This window comes from Janthinobacterium sp. 35 (assembly GCF_002754575.1).
GTDB classification, from domain to species: Bacteria; Pseudomonadota; Gammaproteobacteria; order Burkholderiales; family Burkholderiaceae_D; genus Janthinobacterium; species Janthinobacterium tructae.
Genome location: NZ_PEFN01000001.1, coordinates 6,118,013 through 6,139,364 on the forward strand (window position 1 = coordinate 6,118,013; position 21,352 = coordinate 6,139,364).

The following is a 21,352-nucleotide window of genomic DNA, read 5'->3' on the forward strand; positions in this document are numbered from 1 at the left end:
AACGGTTCGGATCTCTTCACCGTCAATCCTCCATCGCGCGCTTGATGCCAGCACCATCGAGGCCAGCAGCCTTGCAGCCCAGGCGGGTGGCGTGGAAGTACGTCATTTCATTGGCGGCGCGTCCGGCCGTAGCCAGGCCGGCGGACACCAGGCGCTGCATGGCCTCACGCGCCTGCCCGCCGCCGGCGGCAAAGTAATTGCGCAAACCCCAGTGATACTTCGGCTTGCCCTTCACGGCGCCCAGCATGTGCTGCAGCTTGGCGAAGTCGCCAGGCAAGATCGCGTCGCGTACGGCGGCCAGCGCGCAGGCGGCGCATTTGCCGTGCTGGGCCAGTTGCTTGGCGGTGCTGGCCTTGCCGCAGGCGCAGACCTTGCGGACAAGAGAATAGGCCGGTGCAGACTGATTGGCGATATGAGCGCGGTCGTTTCTGGCCAAGTCGTACATCATGATAGGATTCCTTTTCGCCAACCTTGGAGATTTATATGTTTGCTTATCACATTGGACCGATCGATAACGGATGGGGGAACTTGGAGAGTGTCCAAGCGGCCGTGACTCGGCTTAAGAACGACATCACCAAACTTCGATTCGGGCCTCCCGGACCAAAAGGCATTGATCCCGATGAGTTTATGGAAAGTGTTGAATTGGCTGAAGCCGCTGCCGCCAGAGTCGGCTGGGAAGGCGATTACAAGCAGGGGCCTAAGGTATTTTGGGTACCTATTGATGACGCATTCACTTGGGGCTTTGTGTTTAAGCAGGGAAACAACGGAAGCACCTTTGTGATTTCCCCTATTCCGATGCCTCACTTGACTAAGATATAAAATCACGCCACCCTCGCAATCTCGCGCTCATGCGCGAAGTTGGCGAGGATCAGTGCCTTAGCCATGGGTGGGCAAACTGAGTTGCCGCACATGCGCACCTGGGCCGACTTTGTCAGTTTCAGGCCCTGGGACGGGTCGTCGCCGATGATGTAATCGTCGGGGAAACCCTGGGCGCGAAACAGTTCGCGCGGCTGCAGCATGCGCAGGCCGATATCCACGATCTGATAGTCCTGGCCTTGGATAGTCACCAGGCCGAACCTGTCGCGGCTCGTGACCGTATTGAGCGGGTCGGTGAGGCTGTGCGTCTCGCTGGCGCCGTAGTAGGCCAGCAAGAACGAGCGCACCTCGGCGTGGTGCTGGCCGCCAGCGCTGACGGTGCCCAGCGGCTCGTCGGTGCCGGCCGCTGTGCTGGTGCCGCGCAGCTTGATCATGTTGCTCGTGACCAGCGCCGCCTTACCGCCGCCTCCGGCCGTGACCGTGCCAAGCGGCGCATCAGCGGCGTGGCCGACACTGGCGCCCATGTCGCGCTGGATGTGTGCCGTGACGATGCCCAGCGCATGCGGCGCTCCAGCTGGGTTTTCCTTCGGCCCGGCGGTGATCGTCGGCAGCGGCGTGTTCATGTCGCTGCCGGTGGCGCCGGTGCGGAATTTGGTGATATGCGCCGACACCATCGAGAAATGTCCACCCTTTACCTGGGCGCAGATCGTCCGCAGCGGCGCATCAACCGGCATCACGCGCTGTGTGCTCGCATTGGCATGCTCCGTCAAGAAAGCTGTCACCAGGCTGTGGTGGTCGCATGCGGTGACCGTGCCGATAGGGTCGGCCAGGTCGGAGCCCACGACGCCCGTATAATGCTTGGCCAGGAACGCGGTGGCCACGGCCTTGTTGCCGCTGGCCGTCACGGTGCCCAGCGGCGCCTCGACGTCGTGCGCGCCGGTGCCCCAGCGCTTTGCGCCGCTTGGCGATACCTCGCCGTGGGCGGCATCGACCAGCACCGCCGTGATCAGCGCCGCGTCAGCCTTCGAGGTCGCCGTCGCCGTGGGCTCGTCCACGCCGCGCGGACGGCTCTGGCCGGCCCGGCCGCCGACGCCAGTCAGCAGCGCCGATACCAGCGCCTGGTTGCCGGCAGCGGTTATCGTTGGTACCGGCATGTCGGCGCCGGCGCCGGGATGGCCGGTGGTATTGGTCATGACGAATGGCGCAAGCTCTGCTTCGATCAGCGCATGCTTCGATGCCGCACCCACCACCGTGCCCAGCGGCTTTTCAATGTCGAGCGCGCGCGGCTCCTGTGCCGCGTGCACCAGCACGACGTTTTCCTCTTCCCCGCAGCGCGGGCATTCGGCGGGCGCCAATCCGCCGGCGCCAGTAGCGTGCTGGTCGTGGAATTTGTCGCCGCAAGCCTTGCAGTGGTAGAGCGTCGGCCGTTCGCCATATCCAACCTGCACCAGCGTGGCCACGCCCAGCGCCTTCTCGCCGCGGTGTGCGCCGGTGATGGTGCGGAACGGCTCGCCGATTGATTCCGTGCGATCGCCGCCCTGGTGCGTGACCGGGACAATGGTCGGCGCGCAGAAATAGCTGTCATTGCGCGCCAGCAGCGTGCCGAACGGCTTGGCCGTCGGGCGTGGCTCGCCAGCACGTGCCGGGCCGCCGGCGCCGACGATGAACGGATCCGCCGCGTCGACCACATACCGCATGATCCCCTTGGCGATACGGCGCAGCGTGGCCGGCGCCAGCGGCCGGTCGCGCTCGAAGATCGACGGGCACGGCAGGCTGAAGTCGATGCACTCGGCCGCCGTGCGGTACGGCAGCAGCTTGCCGGCGCGCACGCCGATGCTGTCCGGTGCGCCATGGGTAGGCTCCGGCCACTTGATGGCGATGCCGTCGCGGCGCGCCACCAGGAAGAAGCGCTTGCGGATGGTGGGCGTGTCGTGGTCGCAGCCGCGCATTTCGCGGTAGTCGACGGTATAGCCGTGCGCGCGCAGCTGGCGGATAAAGCTGTCGAAGGTCTTGCCCTTCTTGGCCGGGTCAGGCTTCGCGCTGCCGTCGGCGGCGATCAGCAGCGGGCCCCACGTTTTGAATTCCTCGACGTTTTCCAGCATGATCACGCGCGGCTTGCACTTGGCCGCCCAGCGCAACGTCACCCAGGCCAGGCCACGGATGCGCTTTTCGACGGGCTTGCCGCCCTTGGCCTTGCTGAAGTGCTTGCAGTCGGGCGACAGCCAAACCAGGCCGACTGGGCGATTGCCCGTCACCTTGATCGGGTCGACGTCCCACACGCTCTCGCACAGGTGCGTGGTATGTGGGTGGTTCGCGGCATGCATGGCCAGCGCTTCGGGATCGTGGTTGATGGCGATATCGACCGGCCGGCCGAATGCCTGCTCCAAGCCGGTGCTGGTCCCGCCTCCGCCCGCAAAGTTGTCGATAATTAACTCTGTACCCAGGTCGAGGGACATGGTGAAAGCATCGCGCTTCATGGGCACCCCCCGGCAAACTCTGGAGCAAAATGAGCGCATGGCGGACTGGAAGTGATCATTGTCACCGGCGCGCCGAAAATAGCTGCCACCAACGGATCACGGCCGTGCTCGCCGCGCGGCCAGTTGCTGCTGCGATTGCGATAAAGGTCGAATTCGTCCTGGTCGTCCAAGTCAGGCATGCCGTACAGGGCGCGAACGTGCGCAGCAGCTGGCTCGATCAGCACCAGTTGACCGGCCTTGACCAGTTTGGCCAGGCGCTTGCGCACGGTTTCGCGGTGAAGCGTCAGGTCTAGGGCGATATCGCCAATGGTTGCGGCGCCGCAGCGCTTGACCGTGGCCAGGATATCGGCGGCGCGGTCGGCGTTGGCGGAATTGCGCGTGGAGGCTATGTCAGCTTGCGCGCCAAGCAAGCACGCCGCTTTAGTATTTGAGCGGTCATTCATGATTCCGCCTCCCCGGCTTTCGCGTATTTGCGCACCAGGAAGACCTGGCCAGCACCGGTCACCATGGCGGTGAAGGTGGGATGCTCGACGCCCTTGCTGTCGCGAAAAGGGTTGCCTTCGATGACTGTGAAATAGCCCTTGTCGATGTATTTCTGATATGGCAGGTTGCTACCACTGATCAAAATATGATCCTCGCGCAGGCGGCGGAAAAACTTGGTGCGGCCGATACCGATGGTCTTGGCTACCTTTTCGATATGGCACACGCCATCAATGGCACGAATGGTTTCTGCAAAACGGACTTTCGGCGCGTCGATGGCGATCTTGGCCGCCAGCGCGATGTTCTCGGTTTCAGCGCGCAGCGCCAGCTGGATCAGGTCCATGCGCGACAGCTCAAACGGCTGAGGCGCCACTTCCAGTTCGAGCCAGCGGTCGATAATACGCTTGCGCATGACTACGTTGTAGCCGGAAACCAGCGTCAACGTCAGGTCCTTCGGGAGCAGATACTCCGTCTGCGACTGGCCATTTCCGGCCCTGTAGACCTGCTCAAAACTGAGCAGGTTCAATTTCAGCACCTGGAGCATAGCCTTGGTATCGCGCGCAACGTTCCGGTGTTCCTTCCCGGTCAGCTCGGCGATCTCCCTGCTGGTCATCAGCAATGACTGCGGTATAATCATTTCCATCGTGTGTTCTCACGTAGTGTTTTAAGGAAGCCCGCCTGCCAGCGGGCTTTTTTCATTTCTGGCTTTGCAGTTCTTGCAGCATTGCTTCGTAGTGCTGGCGCGTCCGCACGTGGCCGGGGTCGACCGGCAGTTCGCGCTCGGCCTGTTCCTGCAGCTGATCGCCCTGCTCGGCCCGCGCTTGCGCGCCGCCTTCCAGTTGCATCGTCGCCCAGGTCAAGCCGTCACCTCGGCGCGCGCGATGCGCTTGAGCTCGCGGATCGACACGTCGAACACCTCGTGCATGCGGATCAGCAGCGAGGCGCCAATCGGCAGGCGGCCGTGGCGAATCCTGGAAATCACGGGCGGCGCCACTTCCAGCGCGCGGGCCAGGGCGGCGTCGCTCTTTGGGCCTTTGGCCAGCAGCGTGTCGAGCAGCTCGTTGTTGCCAGCAGCGTTGTCCAGCGAGCGATACGGCGTAATTGCAGTTGTTTGCGTCATGTCATGTTCCATATTGATAGTGATTAAAGTGACCGTATCCGGCCATGCGATGCTGTAGCAGTCGGGTGCGGCTGCGTTATGGCGGCTCGCGCTGCGGCACCTCATATTTCTTCGCCACCCTGTCGGTGGCATCGCGCCATTTCTGGCGCGCCTCCTTGTGCGCGGCCTTCGCCGCACTCTCGCCCTCCCCGTCCTTGGCGCCCTGCAAGTCTTTCTCGGCCTGGCGGTAAATCATCGAACGCTGGAAAACCAGCTCCTTTTCCTCGGCGGTGACCTCGGCTGGTTTATTCAATAGCTGCCTCCATGCCGTTAAACCCGCATCCGCACGACGCGCGGGACGACGCCAAAGCACGGGCGCGGTGCCGGCGAAATCTGGGCCCTGTTATTTATTGATTTGGGCCTAGCTCCGCTGGAAAACGGCGGCGTATCATTCCGTTTCGGCCTGGCGTCCAGGTGATTGCGGATGATTACGATGGTGCATTCGTTCAGCACGTCGCTGACGGATTTGCCCTTGGCCGCGCAGGCCGCTTGCAGTGCATCTTTGTGTTCATCGGTGACATAGCCCTTGACGAGCGCGGTGCGTTTTTGTTTCAGCTTCATGGTTTTCTCCTGGTGGTCGGTGTTACAGGGTTTGGGTACAGCGAAATGCAGGTTGGTACTTGGTGCTGTTTTACGGTGGGCGCTCGCAGGCTGGCAATGCGCACTCCTCAAGCGGCACGCCGCAAGGCATCTGGTGCGGTTCGAGCAGCGAAATGCGCTCGAAGTCGTCCGCCGGGCGCGGCGGGTAAATTGGGATTAGGCGGATCATGGCTTGGCCCCCACGTCGATGCCGACAGCGGCCCGCAGCGGCACGGTGTCGAAGATGGCGTTGGTGCTGGGCGGTTGGCGGCCGGCGTGGCCGGGATCGACAGCGACCAGCTCGGGCCAGATTTTGTGCCAGTCTGCTGGGCGTAGGTCTTTACGGGAAACCTCGCCTCCCGTAGCGCGTTCGATCTCGACGCAGCGCTCAGGAGGAACTGGCCGCAACGCATTCGCCCATTGGCTAATAAGCACTGGAGTGATGCCGATCTTGTCGGCTAAGTCGCGCTGGGACCCGCGACCTTTGACGTATTCGATGAGTTTCATAACCTCACTATAGCAATTTGCTTTTACTCTTGCAATAGCAATTTGCATATTCCTATATAAAGCGTTTTGCTATTAAATGCCCATATGGCTACATCTAAAGAAATCCGCATCGAAAATCTCCGAACGCTCGTCAACGAATTCAGGACGGCGGACGCCGTGGCTCAACGCGCAGCCACGGCACCCATGTATCTCAGCCAAATATTGAATAGTGCGAAGTCATCTACCGGTACCGCGCGTGGCGTGGGCGATAAGTTGGCTCGCAAGCTGGAGGCCGGTTGCGGCAAGCCGGAAGGATGGATGGATGCCGACCACAGCGACGACCAGATTGAGGATATTCCTCAAGATCACGGCGATCCCGTGTCTACCTCCCCTGCCCACCCTCTGTTGCCCGGCGCCCGCCGCGTCACCGTAGGCGAAGCCATCCATGCAACGATTCCCATCAAACTGGTCACAATGCACTTGCAGGCCGGGATCATGGGATTTGAAGTGGAGCAAAATTTTGAAGATGGCGGCACCTTAGATGTACCATTGCAATGGGTCGAGGAAAATGATTACGTCCCACACTGTCTTATTGCCATCAAAGTGCGAGGCGATAGCATGCAGCCCCTGCTTTACCAAGGCGATATCGCCGTGGTAAATATCGCAGATAATAAAAAGGTAAGTGGGGGCGTCTACGCCATCAATTTCAATGGCGAGCCCGTCATTAAGCGCCTCAAATATGAGGGGCGCGAATGGTACATGACGTCCGAAAATGGCGACCCACGATACGCGAGAAGGCTTTGCCGTGGCGGTGATTGCATTATTGTTGGGCGCATAGTGCGGTTTGAGGCGCGCAATTTCAAAGACCGGCTTTAATTCACGACTAGAATGATTATGAAAAATTTAATCTTGGCGCTAGTCGCCCTCGTAAGCGTCCCAGCCTATGCGCAATACGCATCATTGACACAGAATGCCGCCTCAGCAGCAGAGCTTAAACAAGCAACTCTGCTGGCGGCGCGTGAAAAAATGGCAGGTGCGAAGTTTTGGATCGCGCCGAATGCTTCTGCAATTAGCCGGAAGGAATTTATTGGCGCAGAGGAAGACGGCTCTATCGGCAGTGAAAAATTCGTGGTGACGGAGGCGACCAGCTTTTCAGTTATTGGCTTTGCAACTCATAGATATCGAAATTACGTCAAGATAACTTTCCCCGATGGAAAAATTGCATATTTAGAAGAGGGCATACTATTCCATAACGACCCGAAAAAATACGCTCTTTTTGATGACCTATATGAGATTGGGAAGCCCAGGCATAATTTTGTTGAATACATCCTGCCAATATCACCAGATGAATTACGCATTGCGGAGAAAAAGTCTAAAACCAAAGCGACAAATGCCAATGCCGCATGGAAAGCTCGTGGCGGAGTCCGTATTGGAATGACCGCAAAGCAGGTTCGCGCATCCAACTGGGGCGGGCCGGAGAGCGTCAATCGCAGCACTGGCACGTACGGCGTACATGAGCAATGGGTGTATGGCGGCGGCAATTATATTTATCTGGAAAACGGCGTGGTTACGTCGATTCAAAATTAAACATGATGTTCATCGCATCGCCGACCTCAAGCACTTGGTGCGCGAGCTGCTGACAAGTGACAATTCGCTAGATTCCCAGTTGCCAATTTATCATATAATGCTGCGGCGAAACAGCACGCACATGCTGAACAATAATGGATTATGAAAAAATTTCTCGCTACAGTATTTATGGTTGTTTTCTTGGTAGGTTGTGCGGCTTCCGAATTTAGAACAGCCCGAGAAAATGCGAATTTGGTTAAAAACGGTATGACTGTTTCCCAGGCATCCCAAATTCTCAGCATGACTCCCAGTCATCAAACATCGGAATTCGCCGATTGGCGCAGAGGAAACGCGCAGACCTACAATGGAACTCGCAATGGCTCAATCAGATTTCAACTAAAGGATGGAGTAATCTACGGCATCCCGGAAGGTGGAATATTTAGCCAGGCAGCGTTCAAAAAATTTGAAGACGAGCGCATCGCAAAACTTGAGGCCAAAGGACTTGCCGATAGGAAGGCCGAGAATGAGGAGCGGGCCAAAGTCCTCGCTGATATAGAAGAAGAGAAAAAGGCCGCAGTCGAATCTGTCGTCACATGCGCAGATAAAACAATGTGTACGAAAGTTTTTTCCCTTGCACAAATATATACTGCCCGCAATTCCGATCAAAAAATCCAAGTCGCAACAGATACGATTATCGAAACATACAACCCCACTGAAAACGGAAAAATAGGTATCTCGATTGTAAAAACTCCTGGGCGGGGCACTATCGAAACTGTAACCATTGTCCCTACCTGCAAAGTATCGACAAGCAATAAACTTAGTAAGGACCTGTGTCGCAGCAAGCGCATGCTGGTTTATTTAGGGTTCCGCTCATTCATCGAAGAAAATCTAAATCGCTAAGCATCGCTCGCGCCAGCGGGTGTGCGGCTGGTGAATTAAGCTGCCGAATTGCGCGGCACGCGCGGAGTATAAGCGCCCGTCCCATCACGTTCATGCTTGGCCGCCCTGGCCTCCCATTCGCGCAATTTCTCCGGCGTAGCATCGACTATAGTAACGGGCTTCCGGCAGAGCTTCTCGCCCAGCGACGCAAAGTATGCGTCGATGATTGGGCGGGCATATTGGCGGAATTGGACTGAAGGTATCCCGAGTGCGTCACAATGCTCGGGATAATCGCGCAGCAAAGCAAGCGCTATTTCGGCTGGGTGTTTTTCGTTTTCCATTTTGAGGAATCCTTATGAGCAATATTTTGTTTGAAAATTCCACCGTTGACGGCGGCCAAGGCCGCATCGCGGGAGTGGGCGATCCTTGCAGCGAGATCGTCAAAGCCATATACGGCGACGACGTTTCCCCACCAATTCAGAACGTGATTATCGAAGTACTTACATCGTCCGGCGCACTAGTTCGGGTAGTTATTCCAAATTCAAATACAGGTACTGCGTCCGTTTATTTGGACGATAAAGAAATTTAATCCCGCCTTTTTTTTCGGTCGAGGGATGTGATCATCAGCGTCCCACCCACCCCAACACCCTTCCCGCATCCGGTCCAACCGGGCTTTCCTTGCGACGGAGTCGAATTATTTCCCACTCCTATTTCCCCTCTATAGGCACTAAAAAGTACCTTATCTTGCACTTGATGCCAGCTTTTGATCTTGCGCTTCAAGGTCAAGAGCACTGCGCTTTTCTCTATGTCCTAGGCTTCGGGACCGAGAACAGCACCTCCCAGTAATCAAGCAAGAACTTGACTACCGTGAATTGCTACATGCCTCCTAAGTATCCAGGGACGCGTTTCACATAGGGCAGACGTTGGGCCGTTTCCTGCCCCCGCCGATTGGCGCTCCGCCCTCTATCCCCCCCCTGCGGCCAGTCAACTCCTTCTTGCCACCCTACACGCCTTGCTCGTTTCGCTGGTTTCCCCTGGGGTACTGCGAGGCGCTGCCAACTCCATCTATCAGGACTTGCGCAACCCGGCGAGATTTGACCCGGGCTTCCGGTCGCCTGAAATTTCTGGCGACGAAAACATTTTACATGAATTCGACAAAATAAAAGCAAATTGCTCTTGCTATACTAAAAGCAAATTGCTATAGTTCACTCCATCAAAAGCAAACACAGGAGTACGACATGTCCCCAGCAGAGCTTGCAGCACTCGAAGCGGTCCTCATCGCCCACGGCGAAGTGATCCCGACAATCGCCATCCCAGCGCGCGGCTGATCGTCATGCAGATCACATCCTCCACCGTTCAGCAGCTCCTGATCACAGGCGCGCCCGGCCTGGACCCGATCCGTGTATTGATCGAAGACCTGGAGCCGGGCAAAGGCCTGCTGACGGTCTGCTGCTTCCACGCCGCCTGGGCCATGGCCTTCACCGGCTACTGGGGTGCGATGTCTGACCGCACGCTGACGCAATTCCTCGTGGACTGCGATCCGGATTACATCGCTGGCAACCTTGAATGGTCGCTGCCAAAGACGCGTAAGCAAACGAAGTACCTCACAAGCATCGTTATCGCAATGCAAGCGGCATTGCGCGAACTGGCGGTGAAGCCATGAGCTACTTCATAACCACCCGTACAGCTACCGGCAGCCAGCAAACCTACACCGGCACCGGCAGCCCTGACGCCGCCCTCGCCGCGTTGCCAGAGGACGAGCCGATGAGCATCACCGTTCTGGTGCGGCCATGATCACCCTCTTCAACCGCCTGCTGGCCGCCCACCGCCACTACCAGGCTCAGCACCAGCACTGCATGAACAAGATGCGCCTAGCCGGCGTGCGCCGCGAGCTGGCCGGGCTTGAGGAAATGCGCAAGGAACTGATCACCGCGCAGATCGAAGCACTGATCGACCTGGACGCATCCGCAGCGCGCGTGAAGCAGCTGGGCCGTGCCCACCGGGAGGCGCAGTGGACGTCGTCAGCCAAGCCGTGATCGACGTAGCCAGCCAGGCCTTGCGCAACTGGCATGCCGGCCACGCCATCGTCTACGCCGTCCGCCTGGCGCTGTTGAAGGCTGAAATTATAAAACTTACAAGGAGAAAGTCATGAACGCAGTTACGCAAGAAAGCCAAACCGCAATGCAAGTATCGCAATTCGACCAGGGCGAGCTGCCAGTTGCGGCAACCAGCACCGCCGCCCCGATCCTCGGCAGTGCAGGCATGGACAGCATGATGCGCCTGGCCGAGGCTGCGCCTTTCAAGCTGAGCAAGGAACTGCTGGCCGGCCTGCTGACGGGCCGCGAATACGGTAAGGAAATAGCGAAGGAAGAAGAACTGCAGGCCAAGGCCGCCGGCCTGATCGTGATTTTCGGCGCTAGCGACGACTTGATGGAGTTCCGTGGCTTCGTGGACGACGAGCGCGGCGCGCCGACCATCGCACTGCTTGACGCCAAGGGTTTGCTGCCGTTCCGCGAGGATATCCAGCACGACGACGATGCACTCAAGGATTATTTCACCCGGGCGCCGCAGGTGCGCGCCGTGGATGCCCTGTGGGCCAAGGAAGACGGCTACAGCTGGACCTACCGCACCGACGTGCCGCACGCCACCTTCGAAATCGTGGAGGACGGCGAGCCGTACTGCCGCGGCATCGTGATCGACGTGGCCGACCTGGCGCCAGCAGTGTGATGGCCCGGCGCCACGCGGGAGCACCGCCTTGACAGAAATCGTGCTCATGAAAATGGCCAATATCCTCGTGCCGCACGACGAGGCGGCGGCCGATTTCATCCAGAAGATGAAGGCCGGCGCGCTGATGCACGCCGACTTCAAGAAGGTGCGGAACTACCAGTTCCACAAAAAATACTTCGCCCTGGTGTCTTTCGCCTTTGATCAGTGGGAACCGCGCGGCGGCCTGACCTACCAGGGCCAGCCAGTAGCGAAGAACAAGGAGCGGTTCCGGAAAGACGTGGCGATCCTGGCCGGCTTCTTCGAATCGACGGTGAACCTCAAGGGCGAGGTGCGCCTGGAGGCGAAAAGCATTTCGTTTGCGCAAATGGACGAGATCCAGTTCGAGGCGCTCTACAGCGCGACCATCGACGTGATCTTGTCCCGGATTTTGACCAAATACACCAGGCAGGACCTGGACAACGTAATTAACCAGCTGCTGGCATTCACATAAAAGCCGGCGGCAGCAACGAGGAAGATCATGGACCAATTGAAAGAGGCAGTCGCCACAGCATTTGACAAGATAGTCGCATCCGGCGCCATCGAAGAAGCCATTCAGAAGCAGATCGGCGCGGCCGTCACCGCCAGCATCAACGAGCACCTGCGCGACTACAGCGACTTCGGAAAGGCGCTCAAGGCCAAGATTGGCACCCTGATCGAAGTCGACCTGGACAAAATCGACCTGCCATCTTATCGCCAATTGGTCGGCGACATCATCAAGAAGCGCGTCGGTGCGGTCATGTCCACGGAATTCACCGAGAAACTGGACAAGGATATTGCCGAACTGCTGGAGCCGGTGCCGGACTCCATCACGCTGCAAGCGCTGCTGGATGAGTTCATCGAAAGCAAGAAAGACGCGTGGAACGCGCATGAGCTGCGCGGCGAGAAATTCACACTGAACATCAACCGCAGCGAAAACTGTGATGACTACCTGGATGTTTCAATCGATGAAGACCCAAACCAAAGGCGGCACTCGTCCTGCGCCATCCACCTGCGCATCCGGGGAGACGGTGAGGTGTGGGCGCTCAGCCTCGGTGGCACCGACATCAAGAACAAGATTTTCGTCGGACCGCTTTTCAATTTCGAAAAGCGCCTGTTCCAGATGTACACGGCAAAGACCCGCCTGATCATCGACGCAAACGCGGATGCCGACGACTTCGACACCACATTTCCATACAACGATTAAGCGAGCAGCCGCCATGTTTTTCAAGAATTTGCAGATTTACCGCTTGCCCGCCGCTTGGGCCATGACGGCCGCAGTGCTCGAGCAGGCGCTGGCGCCGCAGCAGTTCACGCCCGCTACCAGCATGGACCTGGTGCGCCAGGGCTGGGCCGCGCCACGCGGCGCCGATCAGCCGCTCGTGCACGCCGTAGGCGGCCAGTTCCTGCTGCAGCTGAAAACCGAGAAGAAGCTGCTGCCGTCGACCGTGGTCAATCAGGTGGCCGCCGCCCGCGCGCTGGAAATGGAAGAAGCCCAAGGCTTCGCGCCCGGCAAGAAAGCTATGAAGGAATTGAAAGAGCGCGTCACCGACGAGCTGCTCCCGCGTGCCTTCGCCATCCTCAGCACCACGGCCGTGTGGATCGATCCGGTGAATGGATGGCTGGTGGTGGACGCGGCCAGCCCGAGCAAGGCGGACGAGGTGATCAAGTTGCTGCTGAAATCCGTCGACAAGTTGCCGCTGGAAAGCCTGCGCGTGCAGCGCTCGCCGGTGGGCGCGATGACGGAATGGCTGCAGGCGGACGAATCCCCGGCCGGCTTCACGGTCGACCAGGACGCGATCATGCGCGCCACGGGCGAAAGCAAGGCCCAGGTGGCGTACAAGCGCCATACGCTGGAAGCAGACGATATCCGCCGCCACATCGCCGCCGGCAAGCAGTGCACGCGCCTGGCCATGACCTGGAGCGACAAGATCAGCTTCGTGCTGGACGAGAGCCTGGCCATCAAGTCGGTCAAGCCGCTGGAAATTATCAAAGAAAGCGCCACGCGCAACGACGACGAGCGCTTCGACAGCGATTTTGCGCTGATGACGGGCGAGCTGGCCAAGATGCTGACCGACCTGGTCGAGGCGCTGGGCGGCGAGGCCGACATGGAGGCGCAAGCAGCGGGCCAGGCTGTTGCCGGCCAGCAGAAGATCGAACGCGCCGTGAACTTGACTGCCGATCTGTACAAGCTTCGCGCCCGTTACCGCGATGTGCTCAACGAGCTGTATGACAGCACCGTGCAGCCGGCCGTTGCACGCGTGCGCGAACACATGGCGGAAACCGCCGAGGGCGCGATTAAATCGGCGTTGACGCTGGCCAAGGAGCTGCCAGGCGGCTCGCGATCCGTCGACCTGCTGCTGGTAGCCGCCATTGAGATCATGGAACCAAGCCTACGGCCGGCAGCGGGCGATGCCCCTGTCCGCCAGCAGCGCCCGGCGCTGCAGCTGAATGGCGAAGCGGCAGGCACCGTGCTACCCGGCGACGGCAGCACGAGCGATCCGCTGTACGCCCAGGCCGTCGAGGTAGTGCGCAGCCGGCAGCGCGCATCGATATCCTTGGTGCAGCGGTATTTGGGCATTGGCTATAACCGCGCGGCTCGGCTGATCGAGACGATGGAGTTCGCAGGCGTGATCAAGGACACCCAAGGCATCTACACGGTGGCGGCCTTGGCAGGAGTGCAAGCGTGAACTCACCTAGATCAAATATCTGGAACAGTGCGAAGCGCCCGCTCAAGTTGGAGGACGACGCGGGAAATGCCGGTGGCGGCTTTCTGCGCTGGCTCCTTCACAAACTCTCTCAGCGCGTCACCTTCGACCATGAGCTGGAGGTAATGCATATTCGACACCGCTTGCATATGGGATATAACTTGCTTGAGTCTCGTCCGCTCGATTTCCATTCGAACAGCAACTTCGCCTGGAAAGATCGCAAGCGGCTGCACCTCCGCCACCGTCCAAAATTCGCAGTCGCGGATTTACCTGCCACGGTCCCGTAGTCCGCTTGGCGTTCCTTCATACGAGGATCGCTCACCACGTCCATGCATTCTTCGAGAGTGTATTCGAGTGCTTTCAATCGGAGAATCAAACTTCCAGCGGCAAGAAGTGCAAGTTCGTGCTCCTTCGCGGCCGTGCGCCGGGCCTGCCCGCTTGCGATCCATATTGCGCCGAACAACGCTCCTACCGAGCCAATTGCGCCGACCCAGGCTGCGCAGTCAGCGGTGGTTACCGGCGGGGAGCAATAAAGCGATGCACCAAAGTAACCAAGGAAATAACCGGAACAGGCGCTAGCGAAACCTCCGCCGGCAAAGTGAAGTATTTTCATAGGGAAATTCTATCATGAGCAAAGAGCATCCCATCCTCATGAACGGCGCCATGGTACGCGCCGTGCTCGATGGCAGCAAGACGCAGACGCGGCGCATCGTCAAGAAAGTCGGATTGGCGGCGCCTGCGCCGCAATCGGTTATTGATGGCGCAGCCACCTACGCGGGCGGCATGGTCGCGCATTGCCCCTATGGCCAGCCAGGCGATCGCAACTGGGTGCGCGAGACGTGGGGCGTCATCAGCCACGCCTGGGATGAGGCCTGCAATCTGATTGATTGGGCGCCTGATCGCCCTGCGACGGCAATCAGCGAAATGCCATTCGGCCAAGGCTACTACTCTGGCCATGTAATCTATGCGGCTGACGGTGCCTTTCAATGGTCCGGCGATGACGATGGTGATGGCGACCCGCGTTCGGCGTGGCATCCATCCATCCACATGCCCCGGCGCGCCAGCCGCATCCTGCTGGAGATCGTGTCCGTGCGCGTCGAGCGCCTGAATGACTGCAGCGACGCCGACGCACGCGCCGAAGGCACGCCTGGTGGCCATGGCGTCATTCCGAGTTACAACTACCACGCGACACCGAGCGAGCACTTCAGCCACCTGTGGGAATCCATCAACGGCGCCGGCAGCTGGGCAGCCAACCCGTGGGTGTGGGTGATCGAGTTCAAGCGGGTGACGCCATGAACCCGCGCATCTACAAGAAGCAGGCAAAGCGCGCGGTCCAGCTGCTGCGCAGCCATGGCGACACGACGAAATACACGCCGTCGCGCGAACCGGGCGTCGTCGATGAGGCGTTTTCGTGGAAGCGCGGCAAGTGGCTGCGTCGTCATCGCCCCGCCGAATACGGCTTGTGGCAACGCATCAGCGCGATTCCAGAGGTTTCTTGGCAAGACTTCGATGGCGAGTGGGATGGGCATGATTCCCGCACAGGCTGGGAGCGCCATTACGATCACGCCCGTTTGCCAGCGGATTACTGGGAAGGGCCGGAATGGGAGTGCGGTGGCAAGCCATGGCCGCGCATGACCACTAGCCAGCGCATGAGGATGTGGCGGCACAACCAGATTGCGCCAGGCTGGCGGTGGCGTGGTGGGCGAGCAGCAAAGGTGGTGCCATGACCGACAACGACGAAGTGCCGAACAGCGAGCGTAGCCCCGGCGCCGCGCGAGTGGCGGCGGCCCTGATCCTGATTTACGTGGCGGCGACCCTGGCGGGCGTCCTGGCCGCGACAACCTGAAAGGTGGATATGAAAAAGATAATTGAAGCAGCACCAGTCATACGCGATGCTCAAGGCTGGTATAGGCATCCTGATCTGCCACCCTTTGACGAAGGCGATGCCGCCAAATTCAAGGAATGGATAGACGCCCAGGGGCTGGAGGTCCAACGCGTCTGGATGGACGGCGACGCGCCCGACTTGGCAGAACGCTACCTGGAAGGTGATGGCGATCCGAGCGCATTGGTCGACTGGCAGCCCACGGCGCCGGCCCCAGGCTGGTTCCTGCTCGCGCTGTACGACGAAGAGAACGATGGTCCTGTGGCATGGTTCGCGCGCCGCGCGTCGGCGGCGCAATGAGCAGCCGCACCCCAGCGCCCGCGCCGGAAACTCCGGCCGAGGCCGCCTACAAGCTGGACCGGGCCGTGCTGCGCGCGATCCACACCTGCCAGACCGTGCTGTTCGAGGGTAAGCAGCCCCACTTGCGCGGCATGAGCACCCAAGTGCTGGGCGGCGGCGTGTCTTCCGTGATTTACCTGATGGGCGACGCGACACCGCGCCAACCAAGCGAGATAACCTTTTTGGAGCATGCAGAATGAACAACAACGCTAGTATTGACGCGCTGGAGCAAGGCGGCCCCCTTTCGGTCGCCGTAACGGCGCAGCGCCTGGCCGTGCAGGACGGCTGGAAGCTGGTGCCGGTTGAACCGACGCCTGAGATCATCGCTGGCGCCGCAATCGCATCCTGGCCAACCGCAACGCTTGCCGATATCGACCTGGCTCGCCAGGCGGCGCCAATCGTCTTGATGCAGATGAACATGGCGCCGGGCACGACCGTCGATGCGTTGGCTGGCATGCTGGCTACGATGGCGCCGGCATATCGAGCGATGATCGCCGCGGCGCCTGCCCCCCCATCGGTGCACATCGTGGGTAAAGACGCGACGGTTGTGGGCGCGTGCGCCGAAATGTGCGCCTTGTGCAGCGCCTGCGGCGGAACTGGCGACGTGCATGGGCTGGACGGCGAGTGGCGTGGCCAATGCACTTGCGTCCATGCATGGCAGCAGCGCGCCGAGAAAGCCGAAGCCGATTTGAAGCAGGTCAACGAATGGCGGGCAGCGGCCCTGACCGAAAGCCAGACATTGGGCGAACTGTGGGCCAGCAAGGTGGAGCAAGCCGAAGCCCGCGTGAAGGAGCTGCAGGCCGAGCTCGATATCGAGCTGGAGCGCGCATACGACCGCCTTCTTGCCGCCCGCACCAACAAGCAGGCCGACCGCCAGGTACTTCAAGCCGACGGGAGGCACCCGGCGCCATGCGCGCGCGATTGCGAGGCGCCGGCATTCAAGAACCAGGTGCGGGAGCGCGATGCTCGCATTGCGCAGCTGGAAGCCCGGCTCGTGCGTCGCCGCGCCCCGCTCTCGCCCGAGGCGCAGCAAGCCATCGCGGCAGCGCGCGCCGCCGGCCAGACCATTGCGGCAACGCCGGGCGGCCTGGTCTTCTTGAACAGCGGCGCCGAACCAGGCAGCGGCGAACTGGACTGCCCCGCTTGCGGTGGTAGCGGGCATGCCGGCGACTTGCCGGCCGGGAGCGCGCCATGAACATGAGCGAGCACGACATGGTGGCCAAGCTGGTCGAAACCATAGAGCGAAATGCGCGCGCGGCGGCCGCCAAGGCAGAGGCAGAGCGTCAGCCTCTGGCTTGGGTGAAGCTGGAGCGCTACGTCGAAATATCAGGTGATTCCGTCGATTCCGTCCAGGCCCGCCGCAAGGCTGGCAAGTGGCTCGATGGCAATCAATGCAAAATTGTGGATGGTCGGCTGTGGATCAACCTGCCGGCAGTAGAAGAATGGGTAGCAAAATGGGAACAAGCAAGTCCAGTCCGCCAGGCGTCGAACTCCGGTCGGGCGTCCAAAGCGAATCGATCCGCATAAAATTTATGTACCGGGGAACTGAATGCCGGGAAACGTTGAAGCTCGCGCACAGCAAGGCAAACATCAAATACGCCGAGCGCCTGCGCGGCGAGATCCTGAACGCGATTGCGCTGGGCAATTTCAGCTATGCCAAGTATTTTCCCGAATCGACGCAGCTGAAGAAGTTCGGCTTGCAACCTCGGGGCAAGGATGTAACCGTTGGCGACCTGCTTGAAAAGCAATTCGAGATCTATGAGCGCATCCTTGCGCCCAGCACGCTGAAAAGCTATAAGCGCGTGCTCAACAAAATTCTGTTGGGGCAATGGGGCGACACCCTGCTCACAGACCTTACGCCGGCCGCGCTGCGTAGCTGGATTGTCGATCTGTCGCTGAAAGCCACCTCGGTCCGACAAATTCTCATTCCGCTGCGCGGCGCGCTGGAGCTTGCGATAAATGACGACCTGATCGATAGCAACCCGCTGGATCGGGTGAAATTGCAAAAAACGCTGGACCGCGACGCCTACAAGGCTGAATACGAAGTGGATCCTTTTTCCGCTCAGGAGATTGCGGCCATCCTCGATGCTGCCCAAGGCCAGGCCCGCAATGTCTTTCAGTTTGCCTTCTACACAGGCATGCGCCCGAGTGAATACATCGCGTTACGCTGGGAATCGGTCGACTGGGCCGGATTCAAGGCGAAGGTGGAGCGTTCGCGCGTGATGGGTGAATCGCGCGAGGAACTAAAGACGCGCGCTGGCCGCCGCCTGGTCGACCTGCGGCGCGGCGCTGTGGAGGCGCTGGTTGCACAGAAACAACATAGCTTCCTTGCTAGTGGCCTTGTGTTCCTTGATCCGGCTACCGGTCAGGGCTGGGACAACACGCAGCGCCTGAGCCTCTTCTGGGCGGCAATGATCAAGAAGGCCCAGGTTCGCTACCGAAATCCGTATCAAACGAGGCACACATTCGCGTCGACGCTACTATCGACGGGCGCCAACGCAATGTACGTGGCAAAGCAAATGGGGCATACCGATACGACCATGATCACCCGAACGTATGGCCGCTGGGTTGAGCAGGAAGGTGGCGTGTTGCCTGATCAGTATTGCAAAATGACTGATGGGCTAAAGGCAGGGGCAGCTTAGTATTTTCGCCCACGTTTCGCCCATGCAAACGGCAAAAGGACTGGAACCCGCATGTATGCTTGCTTGTGGTGGCTAAAAGCAAGTTATACAGAAATTCTTGATTCCTGTCTTAAACATTCGCAAACCTCCTTAGACATAGTAAGGATGCCGTTTTCGCCTCTTTCTAAATGTCTGGAAAAGTCTGGAAACGTCCACGTTTTCGCCCAAATTTCGCCCCTGTTTTGGCGGCTTCTTCGCCTCTTTCTGAGGCTGCACAAGATCAGGTAGGTAGGCGCCCAACATAATAGAAGGCACTGCCTTCTGTAAGCATAACCCAAAAGGAAAGATTGCAATGAAGCACTCGCTGGGCGCCCTCCTCTTGCTTGCACTGTGCAGTTGCACGTCCAGCGGCATTGTCGAACACCGCGGCGGCGATCTGATCGGGCTGGACAGCTTCGCACTCGCCACCCGCTACGGCACGCCCGCCAGCTACCAACACCAAGGCGAGTACCTGCAGCTCAACTATGGCAGCGCGGCCTTCGGTTGCCAGGTCATCGTGCTGGTCGACCAGCAGCAGCGTGTAGCCGGCTGGGCAACGTCAGGTGCTCGCTGCAACGGCGCTGGGCAAAATGGGAATGCAGAGCCAGACCTGGACGTACTGGACTAGTACCCCGTCTACTGTTTCGTTTTCATGCCCTTTGAGTATCAGGCCATCAGCATCCAAACGCTCCATCGTGGGATCAAAAAGCGGCCTACAAATGTTGGTCGAGCCAGCCGAGTTTGGCCGGCGCAACGAGGCAGAGCTATGGTGGCGCACGCATGCGCCCGTCCCGACGTGCTCGAAAACAAGCAGGCCGTCCAATGGCTCGGAGTCGAGCATTTCCTGGCGCGTAATTCGGCGCCCCTTCTTGCGCAGCATAATCACGCGGACAGGCATGCCCTGCCGCTCCTCCACTTTCGCCGGCCACTGATGCTTGTTTGTTGTGCCGTCCATAATGCAATCAATACACTGTATAAAAAGACAGTATATTGCCAAGGTTGGGAAACCAGAAGACGAAATTTGTAACTAGAAGAGCCCGCCCTGCTCCGCGCGCACAGCTGGTGCGGGTACTTTCGCCCGCGATCTCGGTTGCATGGGGTCGGGCTGCGCGACAAGCAGTTCCCCTGGATACTGCCGATAAACGTCCTCTTCGGTCACCAGCGAGCCGTCCAACCAGCCTTGGTACTGGTCCGGGTCCAGGATCATTACCATGCGCTTTTCATCGTCTGGCTTGTGGAAGCGCTGCATCAGCGGGTGCCCATCGGCGCTGATCGTCAGCATCGAGAACGACAACAGCTGATCCGCCGGGCGGTACTCCCATATGCCGGCGATCGCCACTGGCCCGCCGTCGGCGCGCTCGATGCGCCAGCGCACGGGCTTGCCGGTTTCGTAGTTGGGTTCGAAGAAATTGGCGGCTGGGATGATGCAGAACTGCCTGCGCTTCCAAGCGTTGCGGAAAGATGGCTTGCTGGCCACCGTCTCCGTGCGGGCGTTGTAGGTCTGGCGGGCCAGCTTGTGATCGGCCCAGTGGGGAACCATGCCGAACATAGCGGGAGCTACTTCCAGCTCGCCCGGAACCTTATGCGAGCCGCGCAGGATGGGGGCCATGTAGCCGGGCCAAGCCTCGGGCGGGAGGTCGAGCAGCGGGTATCCAGCCCGAAAGCTCTCTTCGATCTGCTCTTTGCGGCTGGGGGTGTAGTCGGCGCACATCAATGCATTCTACAAGCTGAAAATCACGTCGGAAGTTCTCAGTCTCGATAATGTCCTGTCAAAGCAACGTGGTCATAACGCTCACCTACAATGAGCCTGGGAATCGCTCATCCAACGAGCTGCCTCACTGCGTAAAATTTTACGTACTGGGCAAAAAATACATCGCTGCAGTCTTGTTCAAAATGCTTTTTTTGTCTCAAGCATGGCTGCTGCATCGCTACGGAGATCGATGACCACTAGCAGCGTTACATTTCGATAGTTTCCATGTCTTACATTCCCATATAATCATCTTTGCAACTTCTTGCGGCACATCAACTGTCGAGAGAGTCTTGTAACCAAACCGTACAACGCTACTAATGTATAATAAATTTATTATAAAATGAAATTTTCGATACACGACTATGTGAACAACAAGGGCGTCAACGAGTTTAAAAGGTGGACAGAGAGCTTGCAGCAAGTGCAGAGAGGCAAGCTACGTGAACGAATTGACAAGTTGATGTTGCATGGCGACACCCTATTTCCAGAGATGCTTGCCGGCACAAGTGTAGCGGGTGTTCAGAAGTTAAAAGTACATGGAAAAGTTCAATTACGCCCCCTCCTATGCAAGGGACCAATATACGTCCATCAAGAGTACACCATGCTGCTGGGAGCAAAAGAAGTAGGCAATGAATGGGAGCCAGGTGGCGCTCCTGAGGCCGCGAAAAGCCGAAAAAATGAGGTTGCAGCAGATCCCAAACAGCGGAGAAAAAGCCATGAAAGAGTTCGTTAAGGACTTAGTAGAAGAATTTGGCGACGCAGATTTTGCACATTCCTATATGCAAAGTCATGCAATAAGTCGCATTGCAGCGCAGATATACTCTCTTCGAAA

General features: G+C 59.0%; 33 protein-coding genes and 2 pseudogenes. 24 read left to right on the plus strand and 11 right to left on the minus strand.

Annotation, left to right across the window (positions count from 1 at the left end; all coding sequences use genetic code 11):
- Positions 1-22: 22 nt before the first annotated feature.
- Entirely contained in the window at positions 23-448 is a 426-nt protein-coding gene (locus CLU93_RS27020) for a hypothetical protein (protein ID WP_099764142.1), read from the minus strand.
- Positions 449-483: 35 nt separating this feature from the next.
- Here CLU93_RS27020 and CLU93_RS27025 point away from each other — a divergent pair, with 35 nt between their 5' ends.
- Complete coding sequence (locus tag CLU93_RS27025) at positions 484-819, plus strand: hypothetical protein (protein WP_099764143.1); 336 nt, start codon at positions 484-486, stop codon at positions 817-819.
- Between the two features lie 2 nt (positions 820-821).
- On the opposite strand, the gene CLU93_RS28735 is transcribed toward CLU93_RS27025, so the two are convergent.
- From CLU93_RS28735 to CLU93_RS27065, 8 genes and pseudogenes are all read right to left on the minus strand, one after another.
- Positions 822-3,203: a DNA cytosine methyltransferase gene (locus CLU93_RS28735; RefSeq protein ID WP_373629868.1), complete on the minus strand. Its 2,382-nt coding sequence runs from the start codon at positions 3,201-3,203 to the stop codon at positions 822-824.
- An 86-nt stretch (positions 3,204-3,289) separates the two neighbouring features.
- Positions 3,290-3,736: a MarR family transcriptional regulator gene (locus tag CLU93_RS27040; RefSeq protein ID WP_143451839.1), complete on the minus strand. Its 447-nt coding sequence runs from the start codon at positions 3,734-3,736 to the stop codon at positions 3,290-3,292.
- Positions 3,733-4,416: a phage regulatory protein/antirepressor Ant gene (locus tag CLU93_RS27045; RefSeq protein ID WP_099764145.1), complete on the minus strand. Its 684-nt coding sequence runs from the start codon at positions 4,414-4,416 to the stop codon at positions 3,733-3,735. The genes CLU93_RS27040 and CLU93_RS27045 overlap by 4 nt, the downstream gene beginning before the upstream one ends.
- A 52-nt stretch (positions 4,417-4,468) precedes the next feature.
- The gene (locus CLU93_RS28380) at positions 4,469-4,633 is read right to left on the minus strand and encodes a hypothetical protein (protein WP_180287967.1); all 165 of its coding nucleotides are present in this window, start codon (positions 4,631-4,633) and stop codon (positions 4,469-4,471) included.
- A gap of 20 nt (positions 4,634-4,653) precedes the next feature.
- Positions 4,654-4,893, minus strand: a pseudogene (locus CLU93_RS27050) (helix-turn-helix domain-containing protein); the annotation flags it as partial.
- A 76-nt stretch (positions 4,894-4,969) separates the two neighbouring features.
- Positions 4,970-5,185, minus strand: a complete 216-nt coding sequence (locus tag CLU93_RS27055; protein ID WP_099764147.1) for a hypothetical protein — start codon at positions 5,183-5,185, stop codon at positions 4,970-4,972.
- A gap of 17 nt (positions 5,186-5,202) precedes the next feature.
- The gene (locus tag CLU93_RS27060; protein WP_099764148.1) at positions 5,203-5,493 is read right to left on the minus strand and encodes a hypothetical protein; all 291 of its coding nucleotides are present in this window, start codon (positions 5,491-5,493) and stop codon (positions 5,203-5,205) included.
- A 204-nt stretch (positions 5,494-5,697) separates the two neighbouring features.
- Entirely contained in the window at positions 5,698-6,018 is a 321-nt protein-coding gene (locus CLU93_RS27065; protein ID WP_099764149.1) for a transcriptional regulator, read from the minus strand.
- Between the two features lie 84 nt (positions 6,019-6,102).
- On the opposite strand from CLU93_RS27065, the gene CLU93_RS27070 reads away from it, so the two are divergent.
- The 3 genes from CLU93_RS27070 to CLU93_RS28000 all read left to right on the plus strand — a co-directional run bounded on the left by CLU93_RS27070 (position 6,103) and on the right by CLU93_RS28000 (position 8,463).
- Positions 6,103-6,873, plus strand: a complete 771-nt coding sequence (locus CLU93_RS27070; RefSeq protein WP_143451840.1) for a S24 family peptidase — start codon at positions 6,103-6,105, stop codon at positions 6,871-6,873.
- An 18-nt stretch (positions 6,874-6,891) separates the two neighbouring features.
- Positions 6,892-7,584, plus strand: a complete 693-nt coding sequence (locus CLU93_RS27075) for a hypothetical protein (protein ID WP_143451841.1) — start codon at positions 6,892-6,894, stop codon at positions 7,582-7,584.
- 141 nt (positions 7,585-7,725) lie between these two features.
- The gene (locus CLU93_RS28000) at positions 7,726-8,463 is read left to right on the plus strand and encodes a hypothetical protein (RefSeq protein WP_143451842.1); all 738 of its coding nucleotides are present in this window, start codon (positions 7,726-7,728) and stop codon (positions 8,461-8,463) included.
- A 35-nt stretch (positions 8,464-8,498) separates the two neighbouring features.
- Here the strand turns inward: CLU93_RS28000 and CLU93_RS27085 are convergent, their stop codons facing one another.
- Complete coding sequence (locus CLU93_RS27085; protein ID WP_099764153.1) at positions 8,499-8,783, minus strand: hypothetical protein; 285 nt, start codon at positions 8,781-8,783, stop codon at positions 8,499-8,501.
- Between the two features lie 14 nt (positions 8,784-8,797).
- Here CLU93_RS27085 and CLU93_RS28005 point away from each other — a divergent pair, with 14 nt between their 5' ends.
- The 19 genes and pseudogenes from CLU93_RS28005 (at position 8,798) to CLU93_RS27155 (ending at position 19,401) form a co-directional block, all read left to right on the plus strand.
- The gene (locus CLU93_RS28005) at positions 8,798-9,031 is read left to right on the plus strand and encodes a hypothetical protein (protein ID WP_143451843.1); all 234 of its coding nucleotides are present in this window, start codon (positions 8,798-8,800) and stop codon (positions 9,029-9,031) included.
- Positions 9,032-9,775: 744 nt separating this feature from the next.
- Positions 9,776-10,105 carry a hypothetical protein gene (locus CLU93_RS27090; RefSeq protein WP_099759481.1) on the plus strand — a complete coding sequence of 110 codons (330 nt, stop codon included), beginning with the start codon at positions 9,776-9,778 and terminating at the stop codon, positions 10,103-10,105.
- Complete coding sequence (locus CLU93_RS28740) at positions 10,102-10,236, plus strand: hypothetical protein (RefSeq protein WP_257224800.1); 135 nt, start codon at positions 10,102-10,104, stop codon at positions 10,234-10,236. The genes CLU93_RS27090 and CLU93_RS28740 overlap by 4 nt, the downstream gene beginning before the upstream one ends.
- Complete coding sequence (locus CLU93_RS27095; protein WP_099759482.1) at positions 10,233-10,478, plus strand: hypothetical protein; 246 nt, start codon at positions 10,233-10,235, stop codon at positions 10,476-10,478. The genes CLU93_RS28740 and CLU93_RS27095 overlap by 4 nt, the downstream gene beginning before the upstream one ends.
- 112 nt (positions 10,479-10,590) lie before the next feature.
- Positions 10,591-11,169, plus strand: coding sequence for a hypothetical protein (locus CLU93_RS27100; RefSeq protein ID WP_218968316.1), 579 nt, complete (start codon positions 10,591-10,593; stop codon positions 11,167-11,169).
- 40 nt (positions 11,170-11,209) lie between these two features.
- Positions 11,210-11,659: a DUF1367 family protein gene (locus tag CLU93_RS27105; RefSeq protein WP_257225113.1), complete on the plus strand. Its 450-nt coding sequence runs from the start codon at positions 11,210-11,212 to the stop codon at positions 11,657-11,659.
- 27 nt (positions 11,660-11,686) lie between these two features.
- The gene (locus CLU93_RS27110; RefSeq protein ID WP_099759484.1) at positions 11,687-12,391 is read left to right on the plus strand and encodes a hypothetical protein; all 705 of its coding nucleotides are present in this window, start codon (positions 11,687-11,689) and stop codon (positions 12,389-12,391) included.
- A 13-nt stretch (positions 12,392-12,404) separates the two neighbouring features.
- Positions 12,405-13,325: pseudogene (locus CLU93_RS28745) on the plus strand (recombination-associated protein RdgC); the annotation flags it as partial.
- Positions 13,326-13,565: 240 nt separating this feature from the next.
- On the plus strand, positions 13,566-13,874 hold the full coding sequence (locus CLU93_RS28750; RefSeq protein ID WP_257225146.1) for a DNA translocase FtsK: 309 nt from the start codon (positions 13,566-13,568) through the stop codon (positions 13,872-13,874).
- The gene (locus tag CLU93_RS28010) at positions 13,871-14,179 is read left to right on the plus strand and encodes a hypothetical protein (RefSeq protein WP_143451844.1); all 309 of its coding nucleotides are present in this window, start codon (positions 13,871-13,873) and stop codon (positions 14,177-14,179) included. Before CLU93_RS28750 ends, CLU93_RS28010 begins: the two co-directional genes overlap by 4 nt.
- Before the next feature lie 340 nt (positions 14,180-14,519).
- Positions 14,520-15,188: a hypothetical protein gene (locus tag CLU93_RS27125; RefSeq protein ID WP_099759486.1), complete on the plus strand. Its 669-nt coding sequence runs from the start codon at positions 14,520-14,522 to the stop codon at positions 15,186-15,188.
- Complete coding sequence (locus CLU93_RS28015; protein WP_143451678.1) at positions 15,185-15,619, plus strand: hypothetical protein; 435 nt, start codon at positions 15,185-15,187, stop codon at positions 15,617-15,619. Before CLU93_RS27125 ends, CLU93_RS28015 begins: the two co-directional genes overlap by 4 nt.
- A complete protein-coding gene (locus CLU93_RS28755) occupies positions 15,616-15,738 on the plus strand; it encodes a hypothetical protein (RefSeq protein WP_257224801.1) in 123 nt (40 codons plus the stop codon). Before CLU93_RS28015 ends, CLU93_RS28755 begins: the two co-directional genes overlap by 4 nt.
- Positions 15,739-15,747: 9 nt before the next feature.
- Entirely contained in the window at positions 15,748-16,074 is a 327-nt protein-coding gene (locus tag CLU93_RS27130; RefSeq protein ID WP_218968317.1) for a hypothetical protein, read from the plus strand.
- Positions 16,071-16,313, plus strand: coding sequence for a hypothetical protein (locus CLU93_RS27135; protein WP_099759488.1), 243 nt, complete (start codon positions 16,071-16,073; stop codon positions 16,311-16,313). The genes CLU93_RS27130 and CLU93_RS27135 overlap by 4 nt, the downstream gene beginning before the upstream one ends.
- Positions 16,310-17,308 (plus strand): hypothetical protein, encoded by a 999-nt coding sequence (locus CLU93_RS27140; RefSeq protein WP_099759489.1) that lies wholly within the window; start codon positions 16,310-16,312, stop codon positions 17,306-17,308. The genes CLU93_RS27135 and CLU93_RS27140 overlap by 4 nt, the downstream gene beginning before the upstream one ends.
- Positions 17,305-17,640, plus strand: a complete 336-nt coding sequence (locus CLU93_RS28390; protein ID WP_180287762.1) for a hypothetical protein — start codon at positions 17,305-17,307, stop codon at positions 17,638-17,640. Before CLU93_RS27140 ends, CLU93_RS28390 begins: the two co-directional genes overlap by 4 nt.
- Before the next feature lie 5 nt (positions 17,641-17,645).
- Positions 17,646-18,755: a tyrosine-type recombinase/integrase gene (locus CLU93_RS27150; protein WP_257224802.1), complete on the plus strand. Its 1,110-nt coding sequence runs from the start codon at positions 17,646-17,648 to the stop codon at positions 18,753-18,755.
- 331 nt (positions 18,756-19,086) lie between these two features.
- Positions 19,087-19,401, plus strand: a complete 315-nt coding sequence (locus CLU93_RS27155; RefSeq protein ID WP_099764099.1) for a hypothetical protein — start codon at positions 19,087-19,089, stop codon at positions 19,399-19,401.
- A gap of 399 nt (positions 19,402-19,800) precedes the next feature.
- On the opposite strand, the gene CLU93_RS27160 is transcribed toward CLU93_RS27155, so the two are convergent.
- On the minus strand, positions 19,801-20,484 hold the full coding sequence (locus CLU93_RS27160) for an SOS response-associated peptidase (protein WP_099764100.1): 684 nt from the start codon (positions 20,482-20,484) through the stop codon (positions 19,801-19,803).
- A 379-nt stretch (positions 20,485-20,863) separates the two neighbouring features.
- On the opposite strand from CLU93_RS27160, the gene CLU93_RS28020 reads away from it, so the two are divergent.
- Entirely contained in the window at positions 20,864-21,253 is a 390-nt protein-coding gene (locus CLU93_RS28020) for a hypothetical protein (protein ID WP_143451845.1), read from the plus strand.
- The last annotated feature ends 99 nt before the right edge of the window (positions 21,254-21,352 follow it).

Bases quoted from the DNA above. Each gene is read 5' to 3' on its own strand.
- CLU93_RS27020 (WP_099764142.1), bottom strand. From the start codon at position 448: ATGATGTACGACTTGGCCAGAAACGACCGCGCTCATATCGCCAATCAG.
- CLU93_RS27025 (WP_099764143.1), top strand. From the start codon at position 484: ATGTTTGCTTATCACATTGGACCGATCGATAACGGATGGGGGAACTTG.
- CLU93_RS27040 (WP_143451839.1), bottom strand. From the start codon at position 3,736: ATGAATGACCGCTCAAATACTAAAGCGGCGTGCTTGCTTGGCGCGCAA.
- CLU93_RS27045 (WP_099764145.1), bottom strand. From the start codon at position 4,416: ATGGAAATGATTATACCGCAGTCATTGCTGATGACCAGCAGGGAGATC.
- CLU93_RS27060 (WP_099764148.1), bottom strand. From the start codon at position 5,493: ATGAAGCTGAAACAAAAACGCACCGCGCTCGTCAAGGGCTATGTCACC.
- CLU93_RS27065 (WP_099764149.1), bottom strand. From the start codon at position 6,018: ATGAAACTCATCGAATACGTCAAAGGTCGCGGGTCCCAGCGCGACTTA.
- CLU93_RS27070 (WP_143451840.1), top strand. From the start codon at position 6,103: ATGGCTACATCTAAAGAAATCCGCATCGAAAATCTCCGAACGCTCGTC.
- CLU93_RS27075 (WP_143451841.1), top strand. From the start codon at position 6,892: ATGAAAAATTTAATCTTGGCGCTAGTCGCCCTCGTAAGCGTCCCAGCC.
- CLU93_RS28000 (WP_143451842.1), top strand. From the start codon at position 7,726: ATGAAAAAATTTCTCGCTACAGTATTTATGGTTGTTTTCTTGGTAGGT.
- CLU93_RS27085 (WP_099764153.1), bottom strand. From the start codon at position 8,783: ATGGAAAACGAAAAACACCCAGCCGAAATAGCGCTTGCTTTGCTGCGC.
- CLU93_RS28005 (WP_143451843.1), top strand. From the start codon at position 8,798: ATGAGCAATATTTTGTTTGAAAATTCCACCGTTGACGGCGGCCAAGGC.
- CLU93_RS27090 (WP_099759481.1), top strand. From the start codon at position 9,776: ATGCAGATCACATCCTCCACCGTTCAGCAGCTCCTGATCACAGGCGCG.
- CLU93_RS28740 (WP_257224800.1), top strand. From the start codon at position 10,102: ATGAGCTACTTCATAACCACCCGTACAGCTACCGGCAGCCAGCAAACC.
- CLU93_RS27095 (WP_099759482.1), top strand. From the start codon at position 10,233: ATGATCACCCTCTTCAACCGCCTGCTGGCCGCCCACCGCCACTACCAG.
- CLU93_RS27100 (WP_218968316.1), top strand. From the start codon at position 10,591: ATGAACGCAGTTACGCAAGAAAGCCAAACCGCAATGCAAGTATCGCAA.
- CLU93_RS27110 (WP_099759484.1), top strand. From the start codon at position 11,687: ATGGACCAATTGAAAGAGGCAGTCGCCACAGCATTTGACAAGATAGTC.
- CLU93_RS28750 (WP_257225146.1), top strand. From the start codon at position 13,566: ATGGAACCAAGCCTACGGCCGGCAGCGGGCGATGCCCCTGTCCGCCAG.
- CLU93_RS27125 (WP_099759486.1), top strand. From the start codon at position 14,520: ATGAGCAAAGAGCATCCCATCCTCATGAACGGCGCCATGGTACGCGCC.
- CLU93_RS28015 (WP_143451678.1), top strand. From the start codon at position 15,185: ATGAACCCGCGCATCTACAAGAAGCAGGCAAAGCGCGCGGTCCAGCTG.
- CLU93_RS28755 (WP_257224801.1), top strand. From the start codon at position 15,616: ATGACCGACAACGACGAAGTGCCGAACAGCGAGCGTAGCCCCGGCGCC.
- CLU93_RS27130 (WP_218968317.1), top strand. From the start codon at position 15,748: ATGAAAAAGATAATTGAAGCAGCACCAGTCATACGCGATGCTCAAGGC.
- CLU93_RS27135 (WP_099759488.1), top strand. From the start codon at position 16,071: ATGAGCAGCCGCACCCCAGCGCCCGCGCCGGAAACTCCGGCCGAGGCC.
- CLU93_RS27140 (WP_099759489.1), top strand. From the start codon at position 16,310: ATGAACAACAACGCTAGTATTGACGCGCTGGAGCAAGGCGGCCCCCTT.
- CLU93_RS28390 (WP_180287762.1), top strand. From the start codon at position 17,305: ATGAACATGAGCGAGCACGACATGGTGGCCAAGCTGGTCGAAACCATA.
- CLU93_RS27150 (WP_257224802.1), top strand. From the start codon at position 17,646: ATGTACCGGGGAACTGAATGCCGGGAAACGTTGAAGCTCGCGCACAGC.
- CLU93_RS27155 (WP_099764099.1), top strand. From the start codon at position 19,087: ATGAAGCACTCGCTGGGCGCCCTCCTCTTGCTTGCACTGTGCAGTTGC.
- CLU93_RS27160 (WP_099764100.1), bottom strand. From the start codon at position 20,484: ATGTGCGCCGACTACACCCCCAGCCGCAAAGAGCAGATCGAAGAGAGC.
- CLU93_RS28020 (WP_143451845.1), top strand. From the start codon at position 20,864: ATGAAATTTTCGATACACGACTATGTGAACAACAAGGGCGTCAACGAG.